We start from the raw sequence: 18,440 nt of genomic DNA, 5'->3' as shown, positions 1-18,440 counted from the left end.
AAAGGCGCATTGTTGCGCGATGATATTGCAGGCAAGGTCGCCGCCTGAGTCAGAGGTCTTGCCATGCGTTCATTGCGATGGATTGCCATGCTGTTTGTTGCCGCCGCAACTCCGGCCTTCGCCCAGCCGGCGCCGTCGGCGGAGGTGCTGCGCGATCTCGCGCCGACCGGACAGCTGCGCGCTGCGATCAATTTCGGCAACAGCGTGCTGGCGCAGAAGGGCGAGGGCGGCGCGCCGCGCGGCGTCTCTGTCGATCTCGCCACCGAGCTTGCGAAGCGGCTCGGCGTGCCGGTCGCCTTCGTGCCCTATGAGGCCGCGGGAAAGGTCTTCGAGGGCGCCAAGGCCGGGGTCTGGGACATCGGCTTTATGGCGATCGAGCCGGCGCGCGCGGCCGAAATCACGTTCACCGCGCCCTATGTGATCATCGAGGGCACCTACATGGTGCGGCAGGATTCGCCGTTGCAGTATGTCGGCGACGTCGACAAGCCCGGCATCAAAATCGCCGTCGGCCTCGGCTCGGCCTACGATCTGTACCTGACCCGCACCATCAAGAGCGCCACGGTGCTGCGCGCGGAGGTGGGCGGCGGCACGGCGATGATCCGGAAGTTTCTCGACGAGAAGCTCGACGTCGCTGCCGGCGTCCGCCAGCAGCTCGACGCCTATGCCAAGGACCACCCGGAGATGCGGGTGATGTCCGGTCATTTCCAGGAGATCAAGCAGGCCATGGGGATGCCCCGCGTTGACGGCCAGCCGCGCGCGGCCGGCGCGGCCTATCTCGCGGCCTTTGTTGAGGAGATGAAGGCGTCGGGCTTCGTCGCCGCGGCGCTGGCACGCAGCGGGCAGGTCGCCGACGTCGCGCCGGCCGAGAAATAGCGCCGGGTGGCGGCGCGGATATTCCGCCACGCGAAGTTGCGCTGTGGCCGGTCAGGCTTGACTTCGCGCCCGCGTCGGCCAATCTCGCGACCGTAAAAATATCAAAAACACTTCGGGAGATCATCATGGCCGACGCCTATATCATCGACGCAGTCCGCACGCCGCGCGGCATCGGCAAGGTCGGCAAGGGCGCGCTCGCCGAGCATCATCCGCAGCATCTCGCGGCTACCGTGCTCAAGGCCATCGCCGAGCGCAACCACCTCAATACCGCGGATGTCGACGACGTCATCTGGTCGACCTCGACCCAGCGCGGCAAGCAGGGCGGCGACCTTGGCCGCATGGCCGCGCTCGACGCCGGCTACGATATCAAGGCGTCCGGCACGACGCTGGACCGGTTCTGCGGCGGCGGTATCACCGCAGTGAACTTCGCGGCGGCGCAGATCATGAGCGGCATGGAAGATGTGGTGATCGCCGGCGGCACCGAGATGATGTCGCTCACGGGAGCGATGGCCGCCGAGGACATGGCCGCCGGCAAGCCGCCGCTCGGCATGGGCTCGGGCAACAAGCGGCTCGCGCAGGTGCATCCGCAGTCGCATCAGGGCATCTGCGGCGACGCCATCGCCTCCATGGAAGGCATTTCGCGGGAAGCGCTCGATGCACTCGGCCTGGAGAGCCAGCGCCGCGCCGCGGTCGCCATCGCCGAAGGGCGCTTCGACAAGAGCCTCATTCCGGTGAAGGACGATGAAGGCAATGTGGTTCTGGCGAAGGATGAATTCCCGCGGCCCAACACCACAGCCGAAGGCCTCGCCGGCCTGAAGCCGGCCTTCGCCGCCATTGCCGATCATCCGCTGGATGCGGACGGCACGACCTATCGCAAGCAGATCAACCAGAAATATCCCGACCTCAAGATCGAGCACTTTCATCACGCCGGCAATTCGTCGGGCGTGGTCGACGGCGCCGCAGCCTTGCTGCTGACCTCCAAGGACTATGCCGACAAGCACGGCCTGAAGCCGCGCGCGCGCATCGTGGCCATGGCCAATATCGGCGACGACCCGACCTTGATGTTGAACGCACCGGTCCCTGCTGCGCGAAAAGTGCTCGCAAAAGCCGGGCTGACTGTCGATGACATCGACCTCTGGGAGATCAACGAGGCCTTTGCCGTTGTGGCTGAAAAGTTCATCCGCGACCTCAAGCTCGACCGCGCCAAGGTCAACGTCAACGGCGGCTCCATCGCGCTTGGCCATCCCATCGGCGCGACAGGGGCGATCCTGATCGGCACCGTGCTCGACGAACTCGAGCGCCGCAACCTGAAGCGCGGCCTGGTGACCATGTGCGCCGCCGGCGGCATGGCGCCGGCGATCATCATCGAGCGGGTGTAGGCAGCTCCACCTGTCGTCCCCGCCTATGCGGGGACCCAGTACACGCAGGTGCCCGCGTTTCATCACGGTCGCCGTCGGTTACTGGGCCGCCCGCTTTCGCGGGCGATGACAGCGGCGTGTGTCGCGCCTGCGTGCGTTGCCTCGCCATTCCGATTCAATTGTCAAACATCCCGGCGGCGTCGGTTCGCTTCGCCCACGCGCCGTCGGTTTCGCGCCGCCGCGCAAAACCGCCTTTCCCGACGGCCCCTCGCCCAACGAGGGGGACGGCGCGCCGAAAGGCGCGAACTGTAGCAGTGGCGCTCCGCGCTGCGGCCTGCGATGGCCGCATCCCGGCGCGCGCGCGCCTTTCGGCGCGGCCCGCAGACAAGTTTACGCAGTCTGCGACTGCGACTGGCGGCGATTTCTGTCCGGAGGACCGTGCTTCCGGGTACGGGAGGCACTGTGCTCGCCCCCTTGCGGGTTGGAGCTGCCAATCGATCCGGCGGGATTTCCCCGCCTTCACCCGCACCCGTCCGGCCATTGAAGGCAGAGCCCCGTAGTGGGCCCGGACGGCGACCCCCGGCCTCCCGAGTGCAGGGCTGCGAACCCCGCCCGCAGGCGCCGCATCCCGCTCCACTCAACGAGCGCCCTCGAGAAGCGCCCCTCTTGAGCAGGACGACGGGGGGTATATAGTCTTGTAGGAATATTGTCGAGATGTGGATGGTGAAAAGTCAGTCTGCAGACAGAAACGCGATCGCCTCCTGCTCGGTCGGGAAGTATCCGAGCACCCGATAATCCGGATCGTGTTCCGCCGTCTCGGGCGACCAGCGGACTACGAAATTCGATCCTTCCTGTTCAATCAGGGTGGTGAGGTCTTCGCTGGTGTGGGGCGTCATGTACCGGGCGCCACAATGCGGACATTCATCGTCGCACATGCAAGACCATTCGTCAGCCCACCGGCGCTTGCCGCGTTCGCACTTATAGTGATTGAGAAACCAAGCCATGGCGCGGCTCCTATTTGCTCAGACGATAACTGCCTCGAGAGACAAATTCAACGAATCCACGATCCCTGAGATATTGAAGTTGCTGGCGTATCTTCGGCCGAACATTCTGGTTGTCGGGATAGCGATGGCTAAGATGCTGTTCGAACGCATAGACATCGTCGAGCGTGAACTCCGGCTTGCCCAGCGCTTCAACGCATTTCATAACGTCTAGCAACCATCCGCGAGATTCGAGCGACTCTTCTCTGAGAAAGAGCGTCTTCTGCCATTCCTTAAGCACGAGGTCTTTCGGGCGAATAACGCCGTCCCGGATAATTTGAATTTTGCCGGTGTCGGGCACGTGGCCGAGCAAGATGTTCGATCCGATCCATCCAGCACGCCGAGCAGTGGCGGCTAACGGCTTTCGTTCCTCGATGGTATCTCGGACGAAAAAGTGCTTCGGGATGATGAACAGATTGACGACCGCAAGCGATTTCAGATCGTAGTTCATTAGAAGCAATTTGGGATTGTTGCTCGCAGAAAGCCGTTCGACCTTGGTCTTAAATGCGCCGTCAACAACGCGCTTGCCGAATTTTCCTTTCTGACTCTTAAGCTCGAATTCCTCATCGCATGAAGTGCAGAAGAAATCCGCGAGAGGGCTGTTGTTCGGAAATTGTGAAACTTTGGCATTTCCGCAGTGTGGGCAGTAAGCCCACGCGCTAACCCAGGCCTCGGTCCACGAGCGCGCATTTTGTGAACTGCTCGAATAGGCGGATTGAGGTTCTTCAAATCCAAGCTTCATCGTTGCAAACTAAACGAGCTGACCAAGATTGCCAGTAGATAAGCTGATCCTTGTGTTACCTAAACGCCGCGTCCTCACTCCCCATACCCCACGCTCCACTCCGTCAGCACCGGCTTCACCGCCAGCAGTTTGGCGTCCGACGACGACAGCTTCTTCTCGCCGAGCAGGCCGGCGTGCTTCCTGGCGTCGAGCGCCATGCCGGGCGAGAAGCGCAGGGTCATGGCGCAGCCGCCGGGCAGGATGGCGAGCTTGCCCTTGAGGTCGACGACGAAGCCGCCGTAGTCCCATTCGAAGCCGTTGAGTTTGAACGGCTGACCGTTGAGGCGGGTGACCTCGTCCAGCGTCATGCCCACGCGGATGCCTTCGGGGCCGCTCCAGGCGGAGGGCTTTTTCACACTGGCCGATGCGAGCCCGCTGCGTTTCCTGTCGTCGCTCCAGGCGACTTCCAGCCGCTTCTCCGGGGTGGAGCGATAGAGAACGCTGGCTTCAAAGCTCTCGCCCTCGGCACCGTCGACTTTCTGGATCGCGACGTTCGGCGCGCCGAAGGTCTGCTGAAGGCGTCCGTGGGAGGAATCTTTTGCGAACGGGCCGCTGCAGGCGAGGGTCAGCGGCGGGGTTGGTTGCTGGGCGTAAGAGGGCGTGGCGAGGAAGAGCATGAGGGCGGGCAGGGCGAAGCGACGATGCGGCATGAAGGTCCCCGGGGTTAAAGACGGTTAGTCGTCGGAAACGACGTATCCGTCCAATGCCGGCATGAACGCCGTTCCGTGGGGCGCCCCCTCTCCCTGACCCTCTCCCACCCCGCGAAGCTGCGCTTCGCCGGGGGAGAGGGGACATGACGGCCGGTGCCTTACCTCACGCTGCTATCGCTTCTTCCATCCGCCGCGATGCCCCGGCGCGCCGCCGGAGCTTCTTGCCACCGGTCCGAATTCCGGGCCGGACTCCCGCGAGTTGGTGGGCTGGATGATCTTGCTTCCGTCGGAAGGCGCAGTCTTGCGCGATTTCGGCAGCGCGTTGGGCATCGACTCCGTCATGCTCTGCGGCTGATAGATCTTGCTCTCGGTGCCCGGGCCCATCTCATCCAGCGTCGGCTTGCGCGGGCGCGCGACCTTGTTGCCGCGCGCGGGCTTGACCTCGTGCCAGCCGGCGATACCCATTTCGTCGAGATCGGGCTTGTGCACTTTGGATGATGGCGTGTTGTTGCCGCCGCGCTCGCTCGATTGCTTCGGCATGTTGGCGGAGGCGCCGAACTGCTTGTTGCCCTTGAAGGCACCGGCGGCGCCGGCCACCTTGCGTTGCTTGGCGGTGGGGTCGTCGACCACGGCCAGCTCGGTGGCGCGCAGGCGCTTGACCTCGTCGCGCAGCCGCGCGGCTTCCTCGAAGTTGAGGTCGGCGGCGGCCTCGCGCATGCGGGTTTCGAGATCGGCCAGCACCGCCTCGAAATTGTGGCCGATGCTGCTGACGTCGTCCGACCAGGAATGGCCCTTGCCGCCGCCGATTTCCACCAGCACGTGATCGCGCTCGTAGACCGAGTTCATGATGTCGCCGATCGACTTCTTGATGCTCTCCGGCGTGATGCCATGCAGCGTGTTGTACTCGACCTGCTTTTCGCGGCGCCGGTCGGTCTCGGCGATGGCGCGCTCCATGGAGCCCGTCACCCTGTCGGCATAGAGGATCACCTTGCCGTCGACGTTGCGCGCGGCGCGGCCGATGGTCTGGATCAGCGAGGTCTCGGAGCGCAGAAAGCCTTCCTTGTCCGCGTCGAGGATCGCCACCAGCGCGCATTCGGGAATGTCGAGGCCCTCGCGCAGCAGGTTGATGCCGACCAACGCGTCGAAGGCGCCGAGGCGGAGATCCCTGATGATCTCGATGCGCTCGATGGTGTCGATGTCCGAGTGCATGTAGCGCACGCGGATGCCCTGCTCGTGCAGGTATTCGGTGAGATCCTCCGCCATGCGTTTTGTCAGCACGGTGATCAGGCTGCGATAGCCGGCGTTGGCGGTGGCGCGAACCTCGCCGACGAGATCGTCGACCTGGGTGCGGGCAGGGCGGATGTTGATCGGCGGATCGATCAGTCCTGTCGGGCGAATGACCTGCTCGACGAACACGCCGCCGCTCTCGTTGAGCTCCCACGCGCTCGGCGTGGCCGACACTGCGACCGACTGCGGGCGCATCATGTCCCATTCCTCGAAACGCAGCGGCCGGTTGTCCATGCAGGAGGGCAGGCGGAAGCCGTATTCCGCAAGCGTCGCCTTGCGCCGGAAGTCGCCTTTGAACATGCCGCCGATCTGCGGCACGGTCACGTGGCTCTCGTCGGCGAACACCAGCGCATTGTCCGGCACGTATTCGAACAGGGTCGGCGGCGGTTCGCCCGGCCGGCGGCCGGTGAGATAGCGCGAGTAGTTCTCGATGCCGGCGCAGGAGCCGGTGGCTTCCATCATCTCGATGTCGAAGGTGGTGCGCTGCTCCAGCCGCTGCGCTTCCAGCAGGCGACCCTGTTCGTGCAGTTGCTCGAGCCGCCATTTCAGTTCGGCCTTGATCGACTTGATGGCCTGGATCAGGGTCGGGCGCGGCGTCACGTAATGCGAGTTGGCGTAGATCTTGATGAATTCCAGCTCGTCCTGCTTGTGGCCGGTGAGCGGGTCGAATTCCTCGATGGTCTCCACGGTGTCGCCGAACAGGTTGACGCGCCAGGCGCGGTCTTCGTAATGCGCCGGGAAGATATCGATGACGTCGCCTCTGACACGGAAGGTGCCGCGGGTAAAATCGTGCTGGGTGCGCTTGTACTGCAGCGCCACCAGATCGGCGATCAATTGCCGCTGGTCGATGCGCTCGCCCTTCTTAAGCGCAAACGTCATTGCGGTGTAGGTCTCGACCGAGCCGATACCGTAGATGCACGAGACGGACGCGACGATGATGACGTCGTCGCGCTCCAGCAGCGCGCGCGTTGCCGAATGGCGCATGCGGTCGATCTGCTCGTTGATGGACGAATCCTTCTCGATATAGGTGTCGGTCCGCGGCACATAGGCCTCGGGCTGGTAGTAGTCGTAATAGCTGACAAAATACTCGACGGCGTTGTCGGGGAAGAAGCTCTTGAACTCGCCATAGAGCTGCGCCGCCAGCGTCTTGTTGGGCGCGAGGATGATCGCCGGGCGCTGCGTCGCCTCGATCACCTTGGCCATCGTGTAGGTCTTGCCGGAGCCGGTGACTCCGAGCAGCACCTGGGTGCGGTCGTTGCGCTGTACGCCCTCCACCAGTTCCTTGATGGCGGTGGGCTGGTCGCCCTTCGGCTCGTATTCCGACTTGATCACGAACGGCACGCCACCCTCGGATTTCTCCGGCCGTGGTGGGCGGTGCGGCACCCAGATCTTCTCGTCCTTGAATTCCGGACGGCCGTCGCGCACCAGCGCCTCCAGCGCGTCGGCGGTGGCCTGCACGCCCAGGGCTTCCATCTTGTTGCGCGGCGGACGCGCCAGTGCGGCGTTGTCGTCTTCCTCGGTGGTGAAGCCGAGCTGTTTTGCCAGTTCCGGATCGAGTTCCGGAATCGCCGCATGGGTGCCATAGACCGCCTGCGGGGCCTCCTCGAAGGCCTGTTCGCTCAGGCGGGGCGCGTAGGGTGCCACTGCGGGCTGCGGAAACGGCTGCAGCGGCGTTGGGCGCGCGCCGGCGTCGCCTTCGAACTTCTTCGGCGTCGAGGCGCGGGCGCGATGGATCGCGGCCTCGCCGCCGGAGCGGCGTTCCAGCGAATTGCCCGGTGGCGGCTGCAGCCCGGTGCCGGAACCCATGCCGGCATCGCCGCGGTTGATCGCGGGATTCAGCAGTTCCGCAAGTGCCGGGCCGATCGGCTTGACCTCGGGCCGCCCTGCGCCGGGTTTGGCCGCGGGGGTCTTCGCGCGCTTGGTGACGGTCTTCTTGGGGGAGTCGGGATTTTTCGCCATGACACCAATATGGGGGGAAAAGGCCGTCGAAAAAGGTCTCCCGATCACCCGATTGATGGTCGGACCCGCAGTCTCTCGCCGGTTCAGCTGCGCTGTTCCGACGCTGGTGACCGAGCCCGGCGCCTTCAAGCGAGCCGGGCCCCTCCCGGTGTTGATAGCTCTGTCTTGCGCCGGTCGGAGGCCTCTTGCCGGCTCACATCAGCAGCTTCAGCAACGCGCGGCCGGCGGGCGTCGCCAGTTCCTTCGCATCCAGCGTGCCGTCATTGTCGGGGTCTGCAGCGCGGAAGCGGGCTTCGACGATGGTCATGTATTCGTTCTTGTCGAGCGTGCCATCCTTGTCGGGATTGGCGGCGGCGAATTCCTTGGCGCTGACCCGGCCGCGCAGCTCCTTGGCTTCCAGCGTGCCGTCCTTGTCGCGGTCGAGCTTGTCGAACAGTTTGGACGCGGCAGCCTTGGCTTCGGCCAGATCGACGGTGCCGTCCTTGTCGGGATCGAGCAGCTTCAGCGGCGAGGCCGCCTCCGCGGTGGCAAGGCCGGCGAAACCCAGGGCGAAGGACAGCAAAACAGCGCGTCGTGACGTGGTCATGGCGACTCTCCAGGGGCAATTTTTGAGGGCAATTCTCGGTTGCAAGTTGCCGCAGGGCGACCCCGCGTACAAGATGAAAGTACCACACGGCGCGCTGTCCTGCCATTCGCGGGCCGTCGGGGAGCCAATTGAGGCCCTTCGCGCGGCGCCGTCATGGCCGCCCTGTCGTGGCCGGGCTTGTCCCGGCCATCCACGCCTTTAGTGTACGGATCGCAGCAAGATGAATGCCCGCGACGTGCGCGGGCATGATGGCTTGGCAATCGACGCCGGCAGGAAGCAAGTATGGCCATCCAACTGTTTGAACTGGTCGGCACCGACGAGTCCCGTCCGTTCAGCCCGTATTGCTGGCGCACGCGGATGGCGCTGGCGCACAAGGGTCTCGACGTCGCCTCGATTCCGTGGCGCTTCACCGAGCGCGAGGCCATCGCCCCGCACAGCTCCGAGAAGGTGCCGGTGCTGCTCGACGGCGACCGCGCCGTCTCCGACTCCTGGACCATTGCCAACTATCTCGAGGATACCTATCCCGACCGTCCGTCGCTGTTCGGCGGTGAGGGCGGCCGCGCGATGGCCCGGATGCTGAACTGGTGGGGCGACATGGTGGTGATCGCCGGCATATTCCCGATGATCGTCGCCGACATTCACGGCCATCTCGGCCCGGTCGATCAGGCCTATTTCCGCAAGAGCCGCGAAGCGCGCTTCGGCAAGACGCTGGAAGAGGTCTCGGCCGGTCGCGACAGTGTCGTCGCCGGTTTCCGCAAGTCGCTCGATCCGTTGCGGCTGACGCTGAAGACGCAGGCCTATGTCGGCGGCGACACGCCGAACTACGCCGACTACATCATGTTCGGCGGCTTCCAGTGGGCGCGGGCCACCAGCCCGTTCAAGCTGCTGGCGCCCGACGATACAATTTATGCATGGCGCGAAAGAATGCTCGATGCCTTTGGCGGGATGGCGCGGAACTCGCCGGGATACGCGGTGTGAAGAGCCCGCCCGACGGCCGCACACGGGTTGAGAGTTTCTTGACAAGTCGTGCGTAAGAAACGGTAGAACCGCACCCGAACACCGATTGCGAAGATGTCCATGTCTGCTCTATTCACCGATCCAAACGACGACGCCAAGATGTTCGATCTGGCGCCGGTCTCGCTGTGGATCGAGGACTACAGCGACGTCAAGGCGCTGTTCGAGCAATGGCATGCGCAGGGCGTCGACGATATCGAGACGTTCCTGCTCGCCAACCCCGAACGCGTCCGGCAGTGTTCGCAGCACATCCGCATCATCAAGGTCAACCGCAAGACGCTGTCGCTGTTCGGCGCCCGCGATCTCGACCATCTGATGGTCAGCCTCAGCCTGGTGATGCGCGACGACACCTTCAAGAGCCACGTCTCGGAGCTGGCGCAGCTGTGGAGCGGGCGCACCCACTTCTCCAGCAACACCGTCAACTACACGCTCACCGGCGAACGCCTCGACGTCCAGCTCCACGGCATCGTGCTGCCCGGCCATGAGCAGAAATGGGACCGGGTGATGATCTCCATCGAGGACGTCACCGAGCGGGAAACCGCGCGGCGCCGCCTTGTCGACAGCGAGAACTACGCATTCGGCCTGTTCGCCCATTCCCCGGTGTCGTTGTGGGTCGAGGATTTCAGCGATGTGAAACGTCTGCTCGACGAGGTGCGCGCGCGCGGCGTCGAGGATTTTCGCGTGTTCACCGATGTCCACCAGGAGTTCGTTGAGCGCTGCATGAGCGAGATCCGCGTGCTCGACGTCAACGGGCGGACGCTCGAACTGTTCGGCGCGCCGGACAAGGCGACCTTGCTGAGCCACCTCGGCGATGTCTTCCGCGACGAGATGGGGCCGCATTTCCGCGAGCAGCTCGTCGATCTGTGGAACGGCAAGCTGTTCCAGCAGCGCGAGGTGGTGAACTATGCGCTCGACGGCACCAAGCTGCACCTGTTGCTGCAGTTCTCGGTGCTGCCCAGCCACGAAGGCGACTGGTCGCTGGTGCAGGTCGCGCTGACCGACATCACCGCGCGCAAGAAGGCGGAAGCCTATCTCGAATATCTCGGCACCCACGACGTGCTGACGCGGACGCTGAATCGCGCCTTCTATGTCGACGAGCTCAACCGGATCGAGCGCAGGGGACTGCACCCGGTCACCATCATCATCGCCGACCTCAACGGCCTGAAGACCGCCAATGACGACCTCGGCCATAGCGTCGGCGACGCGCTGTTGCGCCGGGCCGGCGAGGTGTTCGGCTCGCTGGTGGAGAAGCCAGCCTCGGTGGCGCGGATCGGCGGTGACGAATTCGCGGTGCTGCTGCCCGGCACCGACGCCGCCGGCGGCGACGCAGTGCTGGCCTCGCTGGCGGAACTGATCGAGGTCAACAACCAGTACTATCCCGACCTCGAGCTGAGCATGTCGATCGGCATTGCCACCAGCCGGCCGGGCGACCGGCTGGAGCAGGTCATCAAGCTCGCCGACATGCTGATGCTGCAGGCCAAGCGGCAGTATTACGCGCAGGCCGACTGCGACCGCCGCAGCGTCAGCGATCAGGCCTGACGCATTCCGGTTACTTCGTCTTGGTGCTTCCCACCGTGGCCGGAGCCTTGGCGAGGTCCTGCGCCATCTCCAGATGGTGCTTCAGTGCGGGCAGGGTCTTGCCGGCCCAGCTCTTCAGCTCGGCATTGTCGCCACCCTTGGCGTAGCGCTCGAACAGTGACACCGCATCCTTGTGGGCGCTGACCTGCATGGAGTCGAATTCCGAGCTGAAGTCCTTGCCGGTCTTGGCCTTCAGGGTGTCGAGCTTCTTCTGGTGCGACTCGTCGAGCCCGGCCGGCAGTTCGGCCTTAACCTTGCCGCCGCTGACCAGGGCCTTCAGCTCGGTGCTGGTCTTGGTGTGGTCGGTGACCATCATCGATGCGAATTTCTTTTCCGCGGCATTGCCCTTGTCCTGAGCCAGTCTGTTCGATTCCAGTTCGAACATGTCGCTGATGGCGACTTCCTTGACGAAATCGGCGGTGGCCGGGCTGATGCCGAGCGTGGAGTTGACGCCGGTCTTCTCGGCCACCGACTGCGCCAGCGCGGGCGTGGCGAGCAGCAGGCTTCCAACGATGATGGCGGTGCGGTTGAGTTTCACGGATGTCTCCTATGGCGGCGATCAGCGGCGCCGCAGCACCATGCTGCGACCCGGTGACGGTTACCGCTCCAATCGCGAAAGTGGTGATTGGTTCCGACCCATCGGCGGCTCACGGTCCGGTTCGCACCAGTCGCACCGAGAGCTGAAAACCGCGGCTGTGGCCGTCGGCGGCGCCGTTCATGAAGTCGAAGTAGTAGACCAGGTTCGCCGCGCCGACCTCGTTGGTGGTCCAGTATTTGGCCATGCCGTCGGCGTCGGGCCTGATATCCGTAAACACCGCTGTGTCGACCACCGGACGTCCGCAGCCGGTATCGACGATGGTTTCGAGTTCGGGCCCGGAGGGCACACGCCAGCCCGCACCGGCTTGCTCCGCCGCGGCGCGCGCCTCGGCGAAGTTGGCGGCGGCCGGCTCGCCCTCGCAACGCCGCTTGCCGTCCCAGCGGGTGCCGAGACTGCATCGCTTCCAGACCAGTCCGGTGCTTGTATCGCGCGCTTCGTCGCCGCTCAGCTTGAACCGGGTCTCGGTCTCTCCGGCGTTGCGGCCGTAGCAGGATGCCAAAGCGGCATCGGACGGCATCGCGCTGATGGTGACGAACAGCAGGGTGGCAAGTTTTGTCGCGGACGTCATCGCGCATGCATCTTTGAATGGATCGAACACCGATCCTAACCTGCGGCATTCCAGCCAGGCAATCAGCCGGCGTTCATGTCGGTGGCGATGCCGAGCGCCGGCTGGCCGAAGCGGGCGCGGTACACCTGCAGGTTTTCGAGCACGCGCTGCACGTAGTTGCGGGTTTCCGCGAACGGGATCCGCTCCACCCAGTCGACCACGTCCACATCGGGCCGGCGCGGGTCGCCGTAGCGCGCGATCCATTCCTTCACCCGGCCGCGCCCGGCATTGTAGCCGATCAGCGCCAGCACATGATTGCCGTTGTAGTCGCTGAGCAGGTTGACGATCTCGGCGGAGCCGAGCCGCAGATTGTAGGCGGAGTCCTCGTGCAGTCGCTTGACGTCGAAAGCGAAGCCCATCCGCCGCGCCAGCGTCTCGCCGGCCGCTGGCGTGACCTGCATGAAGCCGGTGGCCCTGGCGCCCGAGGTGATGCGTGGATTGAACGCGCTCTCGGTGCGGGTGATCGCATAGACGAGGCTCTTGTCGGCTTTCGCGCCGAGCGGCGCAAAGGCCGGCAGGCCGGCCGCGGGGAAGGCATAGCTGTCGAACGCCATGCCGCGGTTCAGCGCGGCGCGGTCGATCGCCAGCATGGCGGCGGCGTCGTTGCGGCGCGCGGCCACCTCGGCGATGTGCACCAGCGCGCGGCTGTCCTTCACGCCGTCGAGATCGGCGACGAACGGCACCACCAGCTTGCGGTTGCCGGTGAGATACAGCAGTTCCGCGGCGCCGATGAGATCGCGATGCGCGGCGCTGGCCGACTGGATGCTGCCGGGCGATGGCGGCTGGCGCAGGCGGGTGTTGCGGCAGCCGAGGCGGGCGCAGGCGAGCTGGCCGTAATAGGCGGTGCCGTGCACGGCCGCGGCCTGGTAGTGCTGCCGCGCCGCCGGCGTGTTGTGACGGGCACCGGCAACGCGGCCGAGCCAGTAATGCGCCCGCGCCACCGAGGTCGGCTGCGAGGTGATGCTCAGGATCTCGGCGAAATTCCGTTCGGCCGTCTTCTGGTCGTGCAGGTAGCGCAGCGCGATCCAGCCGGCCATGAAGGCGCGATCGACCTGATAGGTCTGCTTGTCCGGCGCCGCATCGCGCGCGGTGCGGTAGGCGCCTCTGGCGTCGCCGGCATCGAGCAGTTGCCGCGCCAGCGCGCGCCGCTCCAGCCACCACGCGTCGGCATTGCCGAGCGCGGCGGACGTGCGCGGCGCGGTCGCCATCAGTTGCGCAGCCTGCGCAGTGTGGTCGTTGCGACGCAGCCACTGGATCCGCGTGAACAGATAGGCCGGGTCGCTGCGCGCGCCGGCCGGAACCGCCGCCAGCAGCGCGCCGGCCCGCGGGCTCTTGTGGACCATCGCCGTGCGCGCCGTGACAATGGCCACCTCGGCGGCGCCGAGCCGCCTTGCGGCGCGCATCGCGGTGGCCAGGTCGTTGGCGTAGAGCCGGTTCTGCATGCGCGCCCGGTGGTCGGCGGCGTCAAGCCGGGCGCCGAAGCTTGCCAGAATGTCGGCCTCGAGCCTGGCGGAGAGATCGTCGTTGCGCCAAGCCTGGCGCGCGTAGTCGGTGGCGGCGGCGTGCTGGCCGCGCGTCCATTGCGCCCGCGCCATGGCCAGCCGGCCCAGCGCGCTGCGCGGCGCCCGCTGCGCAAAGAAGGCGAGCACGGTGCCGCTCTCGGCGCGTTCGGTCCACAGCCGTGCTTCTGCCCGTCGCTGCAACAATCCCATGCTCGGCCACGCCGGATTGTCGCGCATGAAGGCGGCGTAGCGCGCGAAGTCGGCGTCATTGTCATTGGCGCGCAGGATCACCCATTCCGCCACGCGGCGTCCGAGCGGATCGCGGATCTGGTCGCGGCGCTGCGTGGCCGCGGCCGTCTTGCCGGACATCGCGAGTTTCGTGGCGTCGGCGATGGCCGCGATATCGTCGCGGGATGTCGCGTGCGCCGGCGCATGAACGGCGACCAGCGCGACCGCAACCACTGCGGTGAGCGCTGCGACGCGCGATACCGGCATCGGACGAAGGAACGTGATCGCAGATGAATATCTCATGAGTCTCCGTGACGTCGCATGCGGCTATGGCGCTGTGGGGTTTCGCCGACGGTCGGCCATAAACCTTCACGAAATGCCAACGCATGGGCGTCGCTGCATGTGGTCAACAGCGTCACGATGCCACGCCGCGTGGAATGACGCGGTTTCAAAGCCCGCCGCGGGTTTTCAGCAGCGCCAGCGCGGCATGCAGGTCGGGAACCACAGCGGCGCATTGTGCGATCGTCTCGGCGGAGGGTGCCAGGATGTCGGGCACCATGATCGGGATCGTGCCGGCGCCGTGCGCGGCGGCGATGCCCGGTCCGGAATCCTCGATGGCGACGCAGGCCGCGGGCGGCACGCCGAGCCGCTGTGCCGCCAGCAGATAGAGGTCGGGATACGGCTTGCCGCGGGCGACGTCGTCGCGGGTCAGCACGGTCTCGAAATGCGCGCGGATGCCGCCGGCCGCGAGATGCGCTTCGGCGGTGGCGCGGCCCGACGAGGTGACCAGCGCCACCTTGCAGGCGGCGGTGCGCAGCGCATCGAGCAGTTCGACGGCGCCGGGCTTCAGTGGCATGCCCGCGCGAAACATCTCGTCGCGTCTGATGACATAGGCGTCGTTGAGCGCCGACAGCGGAAAATCCGCGCCATAGTGCTTCATCAGCATCAGCTCGCATTCCGGCCCGGGAATGCCGATCATGGCATGGCCCAACGCGGCGCCGTCGGTGTAGCCCATCGACTGCAATGCCGTGTCCAGGCTGGCGAGATAGACGCGCTCGGTGTCGAGCAGGGTGCCGTCCATGTCCAGCAGCACGGCATCGACCTGCCACGCGACGTTCGCCGCGGCGCGCAGGCAGTCCGGGCACAGGCAATCGCCACCGCCGACCGCCGGCATCGGCAGTTGCACCGGCTCCGCCATACACCAGCAATCGCCCGACAGCGTGCAGGAAAACCCGGTTCCGCAGCGTTCGCAGGTCAGGCTGCGTGGCAAGGCCAGGTCATCTGTCCGATTTGTCATGAAGCGGGCCAACTTTCACCGGCTTTTTCAGGCCGGGTTCATCGTTGCAGGCGTAGGGTTCGGCACCGACTCTACCCGCGCCGACCGGCAAGGGAAGACTGTTCAGAGGACATTCGATGGCGCGTGATTCTCGTGGCGGCCTGGTGGCGCTGAATCGTTTCGGCTTCGGCGCGCGCGGCGGCGCCTCCGGCGACATCCTCAATGCGGCGTCCGATCCGCGCGGCTTCGTCAAGGCCGAACTCGGCCGCCCCAGCGGCGTGCTGCTGGAACTGCCGGGGCTGCAATCCACCCCGGCGCTCGGTCAGGCCATGTTCGCCTATCAGGACGAGGTCAAGGCGGCGCGCGCCGCCGCCGCCAAGGTGGCAACCGCCACACCGGAGCCGATGAAAGTGGCCGCCGGCGACGCGCCGCCGCCGCCCACCGCAACCATGACCGTGCAACCCGATGTGCCGAAACCGCCGCCGATGCCGCCGCAACCGCCCAACGTGGTGCAGAACACCTTTCGCAACGAGGCGCTGGCGCGGATCCAGCGCGCCACCATCGCCGAATGCGGCTTCATCGAACGGCTGGTGGTGTTCTGGTCGAACCATTTCTGCATCTCCGCCAACAAGGGCGAGCCGGCGCGGATCTGGGCCGGCTCGTTCGAGCGCGAGGCGATCCGCCCGCATGTGCTCGGGCGCTTCAGCGACATGCTGAAGGCGGTGGAACAGCATCCGGCGATGCTGTTCTTCCTCGACAACCAGCAGTCGATCGGCCCGCAATCAAAGGCGGGGCAAAACGGCAAGCGCGGCCTCAACGAAAATCTCGCGCGCGAGATCATGGAGCTGCATACGCTGGGCGTCGGCAGCGGCTATTCGCAGGATGACGTCACCACGCTGGCGCGCATCATCACCGGCTGGACCTTCGCCGGCCGCGACGGCAAGCTCGGCGTGCCCGGCAGCTTCGCCTTCAACGCCAATGCGCATCAGCCCGGACCGCAGGTACTGCTCGGCAAGACCTATGACGACAACGGCGTCGGGCAGGGCGAGGCGGCGCTGGCGGACATCGCGCGGCATCCGGCGACGGCAAAATTCATCGCCACGAAATTCGCCGCGCATTTCGTCGCCGACACGCCGCCGCCGGCCCTGGTCGCAAGACTGCAGGCCACGTTCCGCAGCACCGACGGCGACCTGCGCGCGCTGACGCTGGCGCTGCTGGATTCCGACGAGGCATGGAGCGCGCCGCTGACCAAAGTGCGCAGCCCCTACGAATACCTGATCGGCACGGCCCGGCTGCTCGGGCGCATCCCCGACAATCCCTATCAGGTGATCGGCGGGCTCAACACGCTCGGCCAGCCGCTATGGACGCCGCCGGGTCCGAACGGCTTTCCCGACAGCAACGCCGCCTGGGCCGCGCCGGAAGGCATGAAGCTGCGGCTCGATCTCGCCGCCCAGGTGTCGTCGAAAATCGCCGACAGCATCGACGCGCGCGAACTGCTCGACGTGATCGCCGGCGATGCGGCGTCGAACGAGACGCGGCAGACCATCGCGCGTGCCGAGACCCGTCAGCAGGCGCTGGCGCTGCTGTTGATGTCGCCGGAATTCCAGAGGAGATGACCATGGACTGCTGTGAAAGCCGCACCTCGTTGCGCAGTTCGCGCCGTTCCCTGTTGCTCGGGGGCGCCGCCTTCGCCGCCTGGGCCTATATCCCGAAATTCGCCCGCGCCGCCGATGCCCGCGATCCCCGCCTGATCGTGGTGATTTTGCGCGGTGCCTTGGATGGTCTTGCCACCGTGGCGCCGCTGGGCGATCCCGACTATGCCGGCCTGCATGGGTCCATCGCGCTGACCGCCGATGGCCCGAATGCCGCGCCGATGCTGGATTCGTTCTTCGCCATGCATCCGGCGATGCCGGAATTCACCCGCATGGTGCGCGAGAAGAAGGCCGCGGTGGTTCACGCGGTGGCCACCGCCTATCGCGAGCGCTCGCATTTCGACGGCCAGGACGTGCTGGAGAGCGGCTTCGCCGGTCCCGGCCGGGTGCAGTCCGGCTGGCTCAACCGCGCCATCGACGCGCTGCCCGCGGGGCAGCGCGTCAGGAGCGGGCTGGCGATCGGCCCGACCACGCCGCTGATCCTGCGCGGCAACGCGCCGACGGTCGGCTGGGCGCCGGTCAATCTGCCGACCGCCGCCGACGACACCGCGCAGCGGCTGATGGAGCTCTATCGCGGTCGCGATCCGGCGCTCGGCGCCGCGCTGGCGCAGGGCCTGCAGCTCGACAAGATCGCCAAGGGCGACACCATGAAACCGGACAAGGGCATCACGGCGATGCAGCAGATCGCCCGCGGCGCCGCCAAGCTGATGGCCGCCGATGACGGTCCGCGCATCGCAGCGCTGGCGTTCGATGGCTGGGACACCCATGCCGGCGAAGGCGGCCCGGTCGGCCGCCTCGCGCAACTGCTCGGCGGACTCGACGGCGCATTGCTGGAATTCGAGAAAGGCCTCGGCCCGCACTGGCGCGACACCGTGATCGTGGTCGCCACCGAGTTCGGCCGCACCGCGCGGATCAATGGCACCGCCGGCACCGACCACGGCACCGGCACCGTGGCGCTGCTCGCCGGCGGCGCGGTGAAGGGCGGCCGGGTGATATCGGACTGGCCCGGCCTCAAGCCGGCCAACCTGTTCGAGGCCCGCGACCTCGCGCCGACCACCGACCTGCGCGCCATCCTCAAAGGCGTGCTGCACGACCACCTCGGCCTGTCGGAACGCGTGCTGGCCGAGTCGGTCTTCCCCGACAGCGCCATGGTGAAGCCGGCCAAGGGGCTGGTGGCATAGTTCCGGTCGCATAGGCCGCGGCGGGCGCGCGATCCCACGCCTGGACTTCTGCTTCAGCGGCGTCGTCGGTGCGGTCAAGCGGACCTGCCGGCGGCCGCAGGCGGCGTGCCGGCCGAAAACAGCGATCCCTGATACATTTTCTGCCACGGCGCCTTGCGTAGCTGGCCGTGGGCGGTAGGATTGCGCCTATTGTTATTGCCCTGTTTCTTCATTTTTTATTTGGAGCCGACCGGCTCATGCATCGATATTTCAGTTTGATGACAGCGGTGA

At 66.0% G+C, this 18,440-nt stretch carries 15 protein-coding genes; 6 read left to right on the top strand and 9 right to left on the bottom strand.

Annotated features, from left to right (window positions below; translation table 11 throughout):
- Nucleotides 1–87: 87 nt before the first annotated feature.
- Nucleotides 88–873 carry a transporter substrate-binding domain-containing protein gene (locus tag ONR75_RS25990; RefSeq protein ID WP_265079785.1) on the top strand — a complete coding sequence of 262 codons (786 nt, stop codon included), beginning with the start codon at nucleotides 88–90 and terminating at the stop codon, nucleotides 871–873.
- 125 nt (nucleotides 874–998) lie between these two features.
- Entirely contained in the window at nucleotides 999–2,252 is a 1,254-nt protein-coding gene (locus ONR75_RS25985) for an acetyl-CoA C-acetyltransferase (RefSeq protein ID WP_265079784.1), read from the top strand.
- 710 nt (nucleotides 2,253–2,962) lie between these two features.
- Here the strand turns inward: ONR75_RS25985 and ONR75_RS25980 are convergent.
- The 5 genes from ONR75_RS25980 to ONR75_RS25960 form a co-directional block, all read right to left on the bottom strand.
- Nucleotides 2,963–3,235: a hypothetical protein gene (locus tag ONR75_RS25980; protein WP_265079783.1), complete on the bottom strand. Its 273-nt coding sequence runs from the start codon at nucleotides 3,233–3,235 to the stop codon at nucleotides 2,963–2,965.
- A gap of 10 nt (nucleotides 3,236–3,245) precedes the next feature.
- On the bottom strand, nucleotides 3,246–4,013 hold the full coding sequence (locus tag ONR75_RS25975; protein WP_265079782.1) for a DpnI domain-containing protein: 768 nt from the start codon (nucleotides 4,011–4,013) through the stop codon (nucleotides 3,246–3,248).
- A gap of 74 nt (nucleotides 4,014–4,087) precedes the next feature.
- Nucleotides 4,088–4,702, bottom strand: a complete 615-nt coding sequence (locus ONR75_RS25970) for a hypothetical protein (protein ID WP_265079781.1) — start codon at nucleotides 4,700–4,702, stop codon at nucleotides 4,088–4,090.
- 171 nt (nucleotides 4,703–4,873) lie between these two features.
- Nucleotides 4,874–7,948, bottom strand: coding sequence for an excinuclease ABC subunit UvrB (uvrB, locus tag ONR75_RS25965; protein ID WP_265079780.1), 3,075 nt, complete (start codon nucleotides 7,946–7,948; stop codon nucleotides 4,874–4,876).
- 193 nt (nucleotides 7,949–8,141) lie between these two features.
- Nucleotides 8,142–8,534: an EF-hand domain-containing protein gene (locus ONR75_RS25960; RefSeq protein ID WP_265079779.1), complete on the bottom strand. Its 393-nt coding sequence runs from the start codon at nucleotides 8,532–8,534 to the stop codon at nucleotides 8,142–8,144.
- Nucleotides 8,535–8,816: 282 nt separating this feature from the next.
- On the opposite strand from ONR75_RS25960, the gene ONR75_RS25955 reads away from it, so the two are divergent.
- Both ONR75_RS25955 and ONR75_RS25950 read left to right on the top strand, forming a co-directional pair.
- Complete coding sequence (locus ONR75_RS25955; protein ID WP_265079778.1) at nucleotides 8,817–9,512, top strand: glutathione S-transferase family protein; 696 nt, start codon at nucleotides 8,817–8,819, stop codon at nucleotides 9,510–9,512.
- Nucleotides 9,513–9,611: 99 nt separating this feature from the next.
- Nucleotides 9,612–11,087, top strand: coding sequence for a diguanylate cyclase domain-containing protein (locus ONR75_RS25950; protein ID WP_413776390.1), 1,476 nt, complete (start codon nucleotides 9,612–9,614; stop codon nucleotides 11,085–11,087).
- Between the two features lie 10 nt (nucleotides 11,088–11,097).
- On the opposite strand, the gene ONR75_RS25945 is transcribed toward ONR75_RS25950, so the two are convergent.
- The 4 genes from ONR75_RS25945 to ONR75_RS25930 all read right to left on the bottom strand — a co-directional run bounded on the left by ONR75_RS25945 (nucleotide 11,098) and on the right by ONR75_RS25930 (nucleotide 15,358).
- Nucleotides 11,098–11,664 (bottom strand): DUF4142 domain-containing protein, encoded by a 567-nt coding sequence (locus tag ONR75_RS25945; RefSeq protein ID WP_265079776.1) that lies wholly within the window; start codon nucleotides 11,662–11,664, stop codon nucleotides 11,098–11,100.
- Between the two features lie 109 nt (nucleotides 11,665–11,773).
- Complete coding sequence (locus ONR75_RS25940) at nucleotides 11,774–12,292, bottom strand: DUF1566 domain-containing protein (RefSeq protein WP_265079775.1); 519 nt, start codon at nucleotides 12,290–12,292, stop codon at nucleotides 11,774–11,776.
- A gap of 62 nt (nucleotides 12,293–12,354) precedes the next feature.
- Nucleotides 12,355–14,364 carry a lytic transglycosylase domain-containing protein gene (locus ONR75_RS25935; RefSeq protein ID WP_265079774.1) on the bottom strand — a complete coding sequence of 670 codons (2,010 nt, stop codon included), beginning with the start codon at nucleotides 14,362–14,364 and terminating at the stop codon, nucleotides 12,355–12,357.
- A 145-nt stretch (nucleotides 14,365–14,509) separates the two neighbouring features.
- A complete protein-coding gene (locus ONR75_RS25930; RefSeq protein WP_320109663.1) occupies nucleotides 14,510–15,358 on the bottom strand; it encodes an HAD-IA family hydrolase in 849 nt (282 codons plus the stop codon).
- Nucleotides 15,359–15,474: 116 nt separating this feature from the next.
- Here ONR75_RS25930 and ONR75_RS25925 point away from each other — a divergent pair, with 116 nt between their 5' ends.
- Both ONR75_RS25925 and ONR75_RS25920 read left to right on the top strand, forming a co-directional pair.
- On the top strand, nucleotides 15,475–16,953 hold the full coding sequence (locus ONR75_RS25925; RefSeq protein WP_265079773.1) for a DUF1800 domain-containing protein: 1,479 nt from the start codon (nucleotides 15,475–15,477) through the stop codon (nucleotides 16,951–16,953).
- Nucleotides 16,950–18,170, top strand: coding sequence for a DUF1501 domain-containing protein (locus ONR75_RS25920; protein WP_265079772.1), 1,221 nt, complete (start codon nucleotides 16,950–16,952; stop codon nucleotides 18,168–18,170). Before ONR75_RS25925 ends, ONR75_RS25920 begins: the two co-directional genes overlap by 4 nt.
- Nucleotides 18,171–18,440 lie beyond the last annotated feature (270 nt).

Origin of the sequence: Rhodopseudomonas sp. P2A-2r, from assembly GCF_026015985.1 — a bacterium.
Lineage (GTDB): Bacteria > Pseudomonadota > Alphaproteobacteria > Rhizobiales > Xanthobacteraceae > Tardiphaga.
The sequence above is the reverse complement of the archived record's forward strand: the minus strand, read 5'-3'. Positions and strand labels throughout refer to the sequence as shown.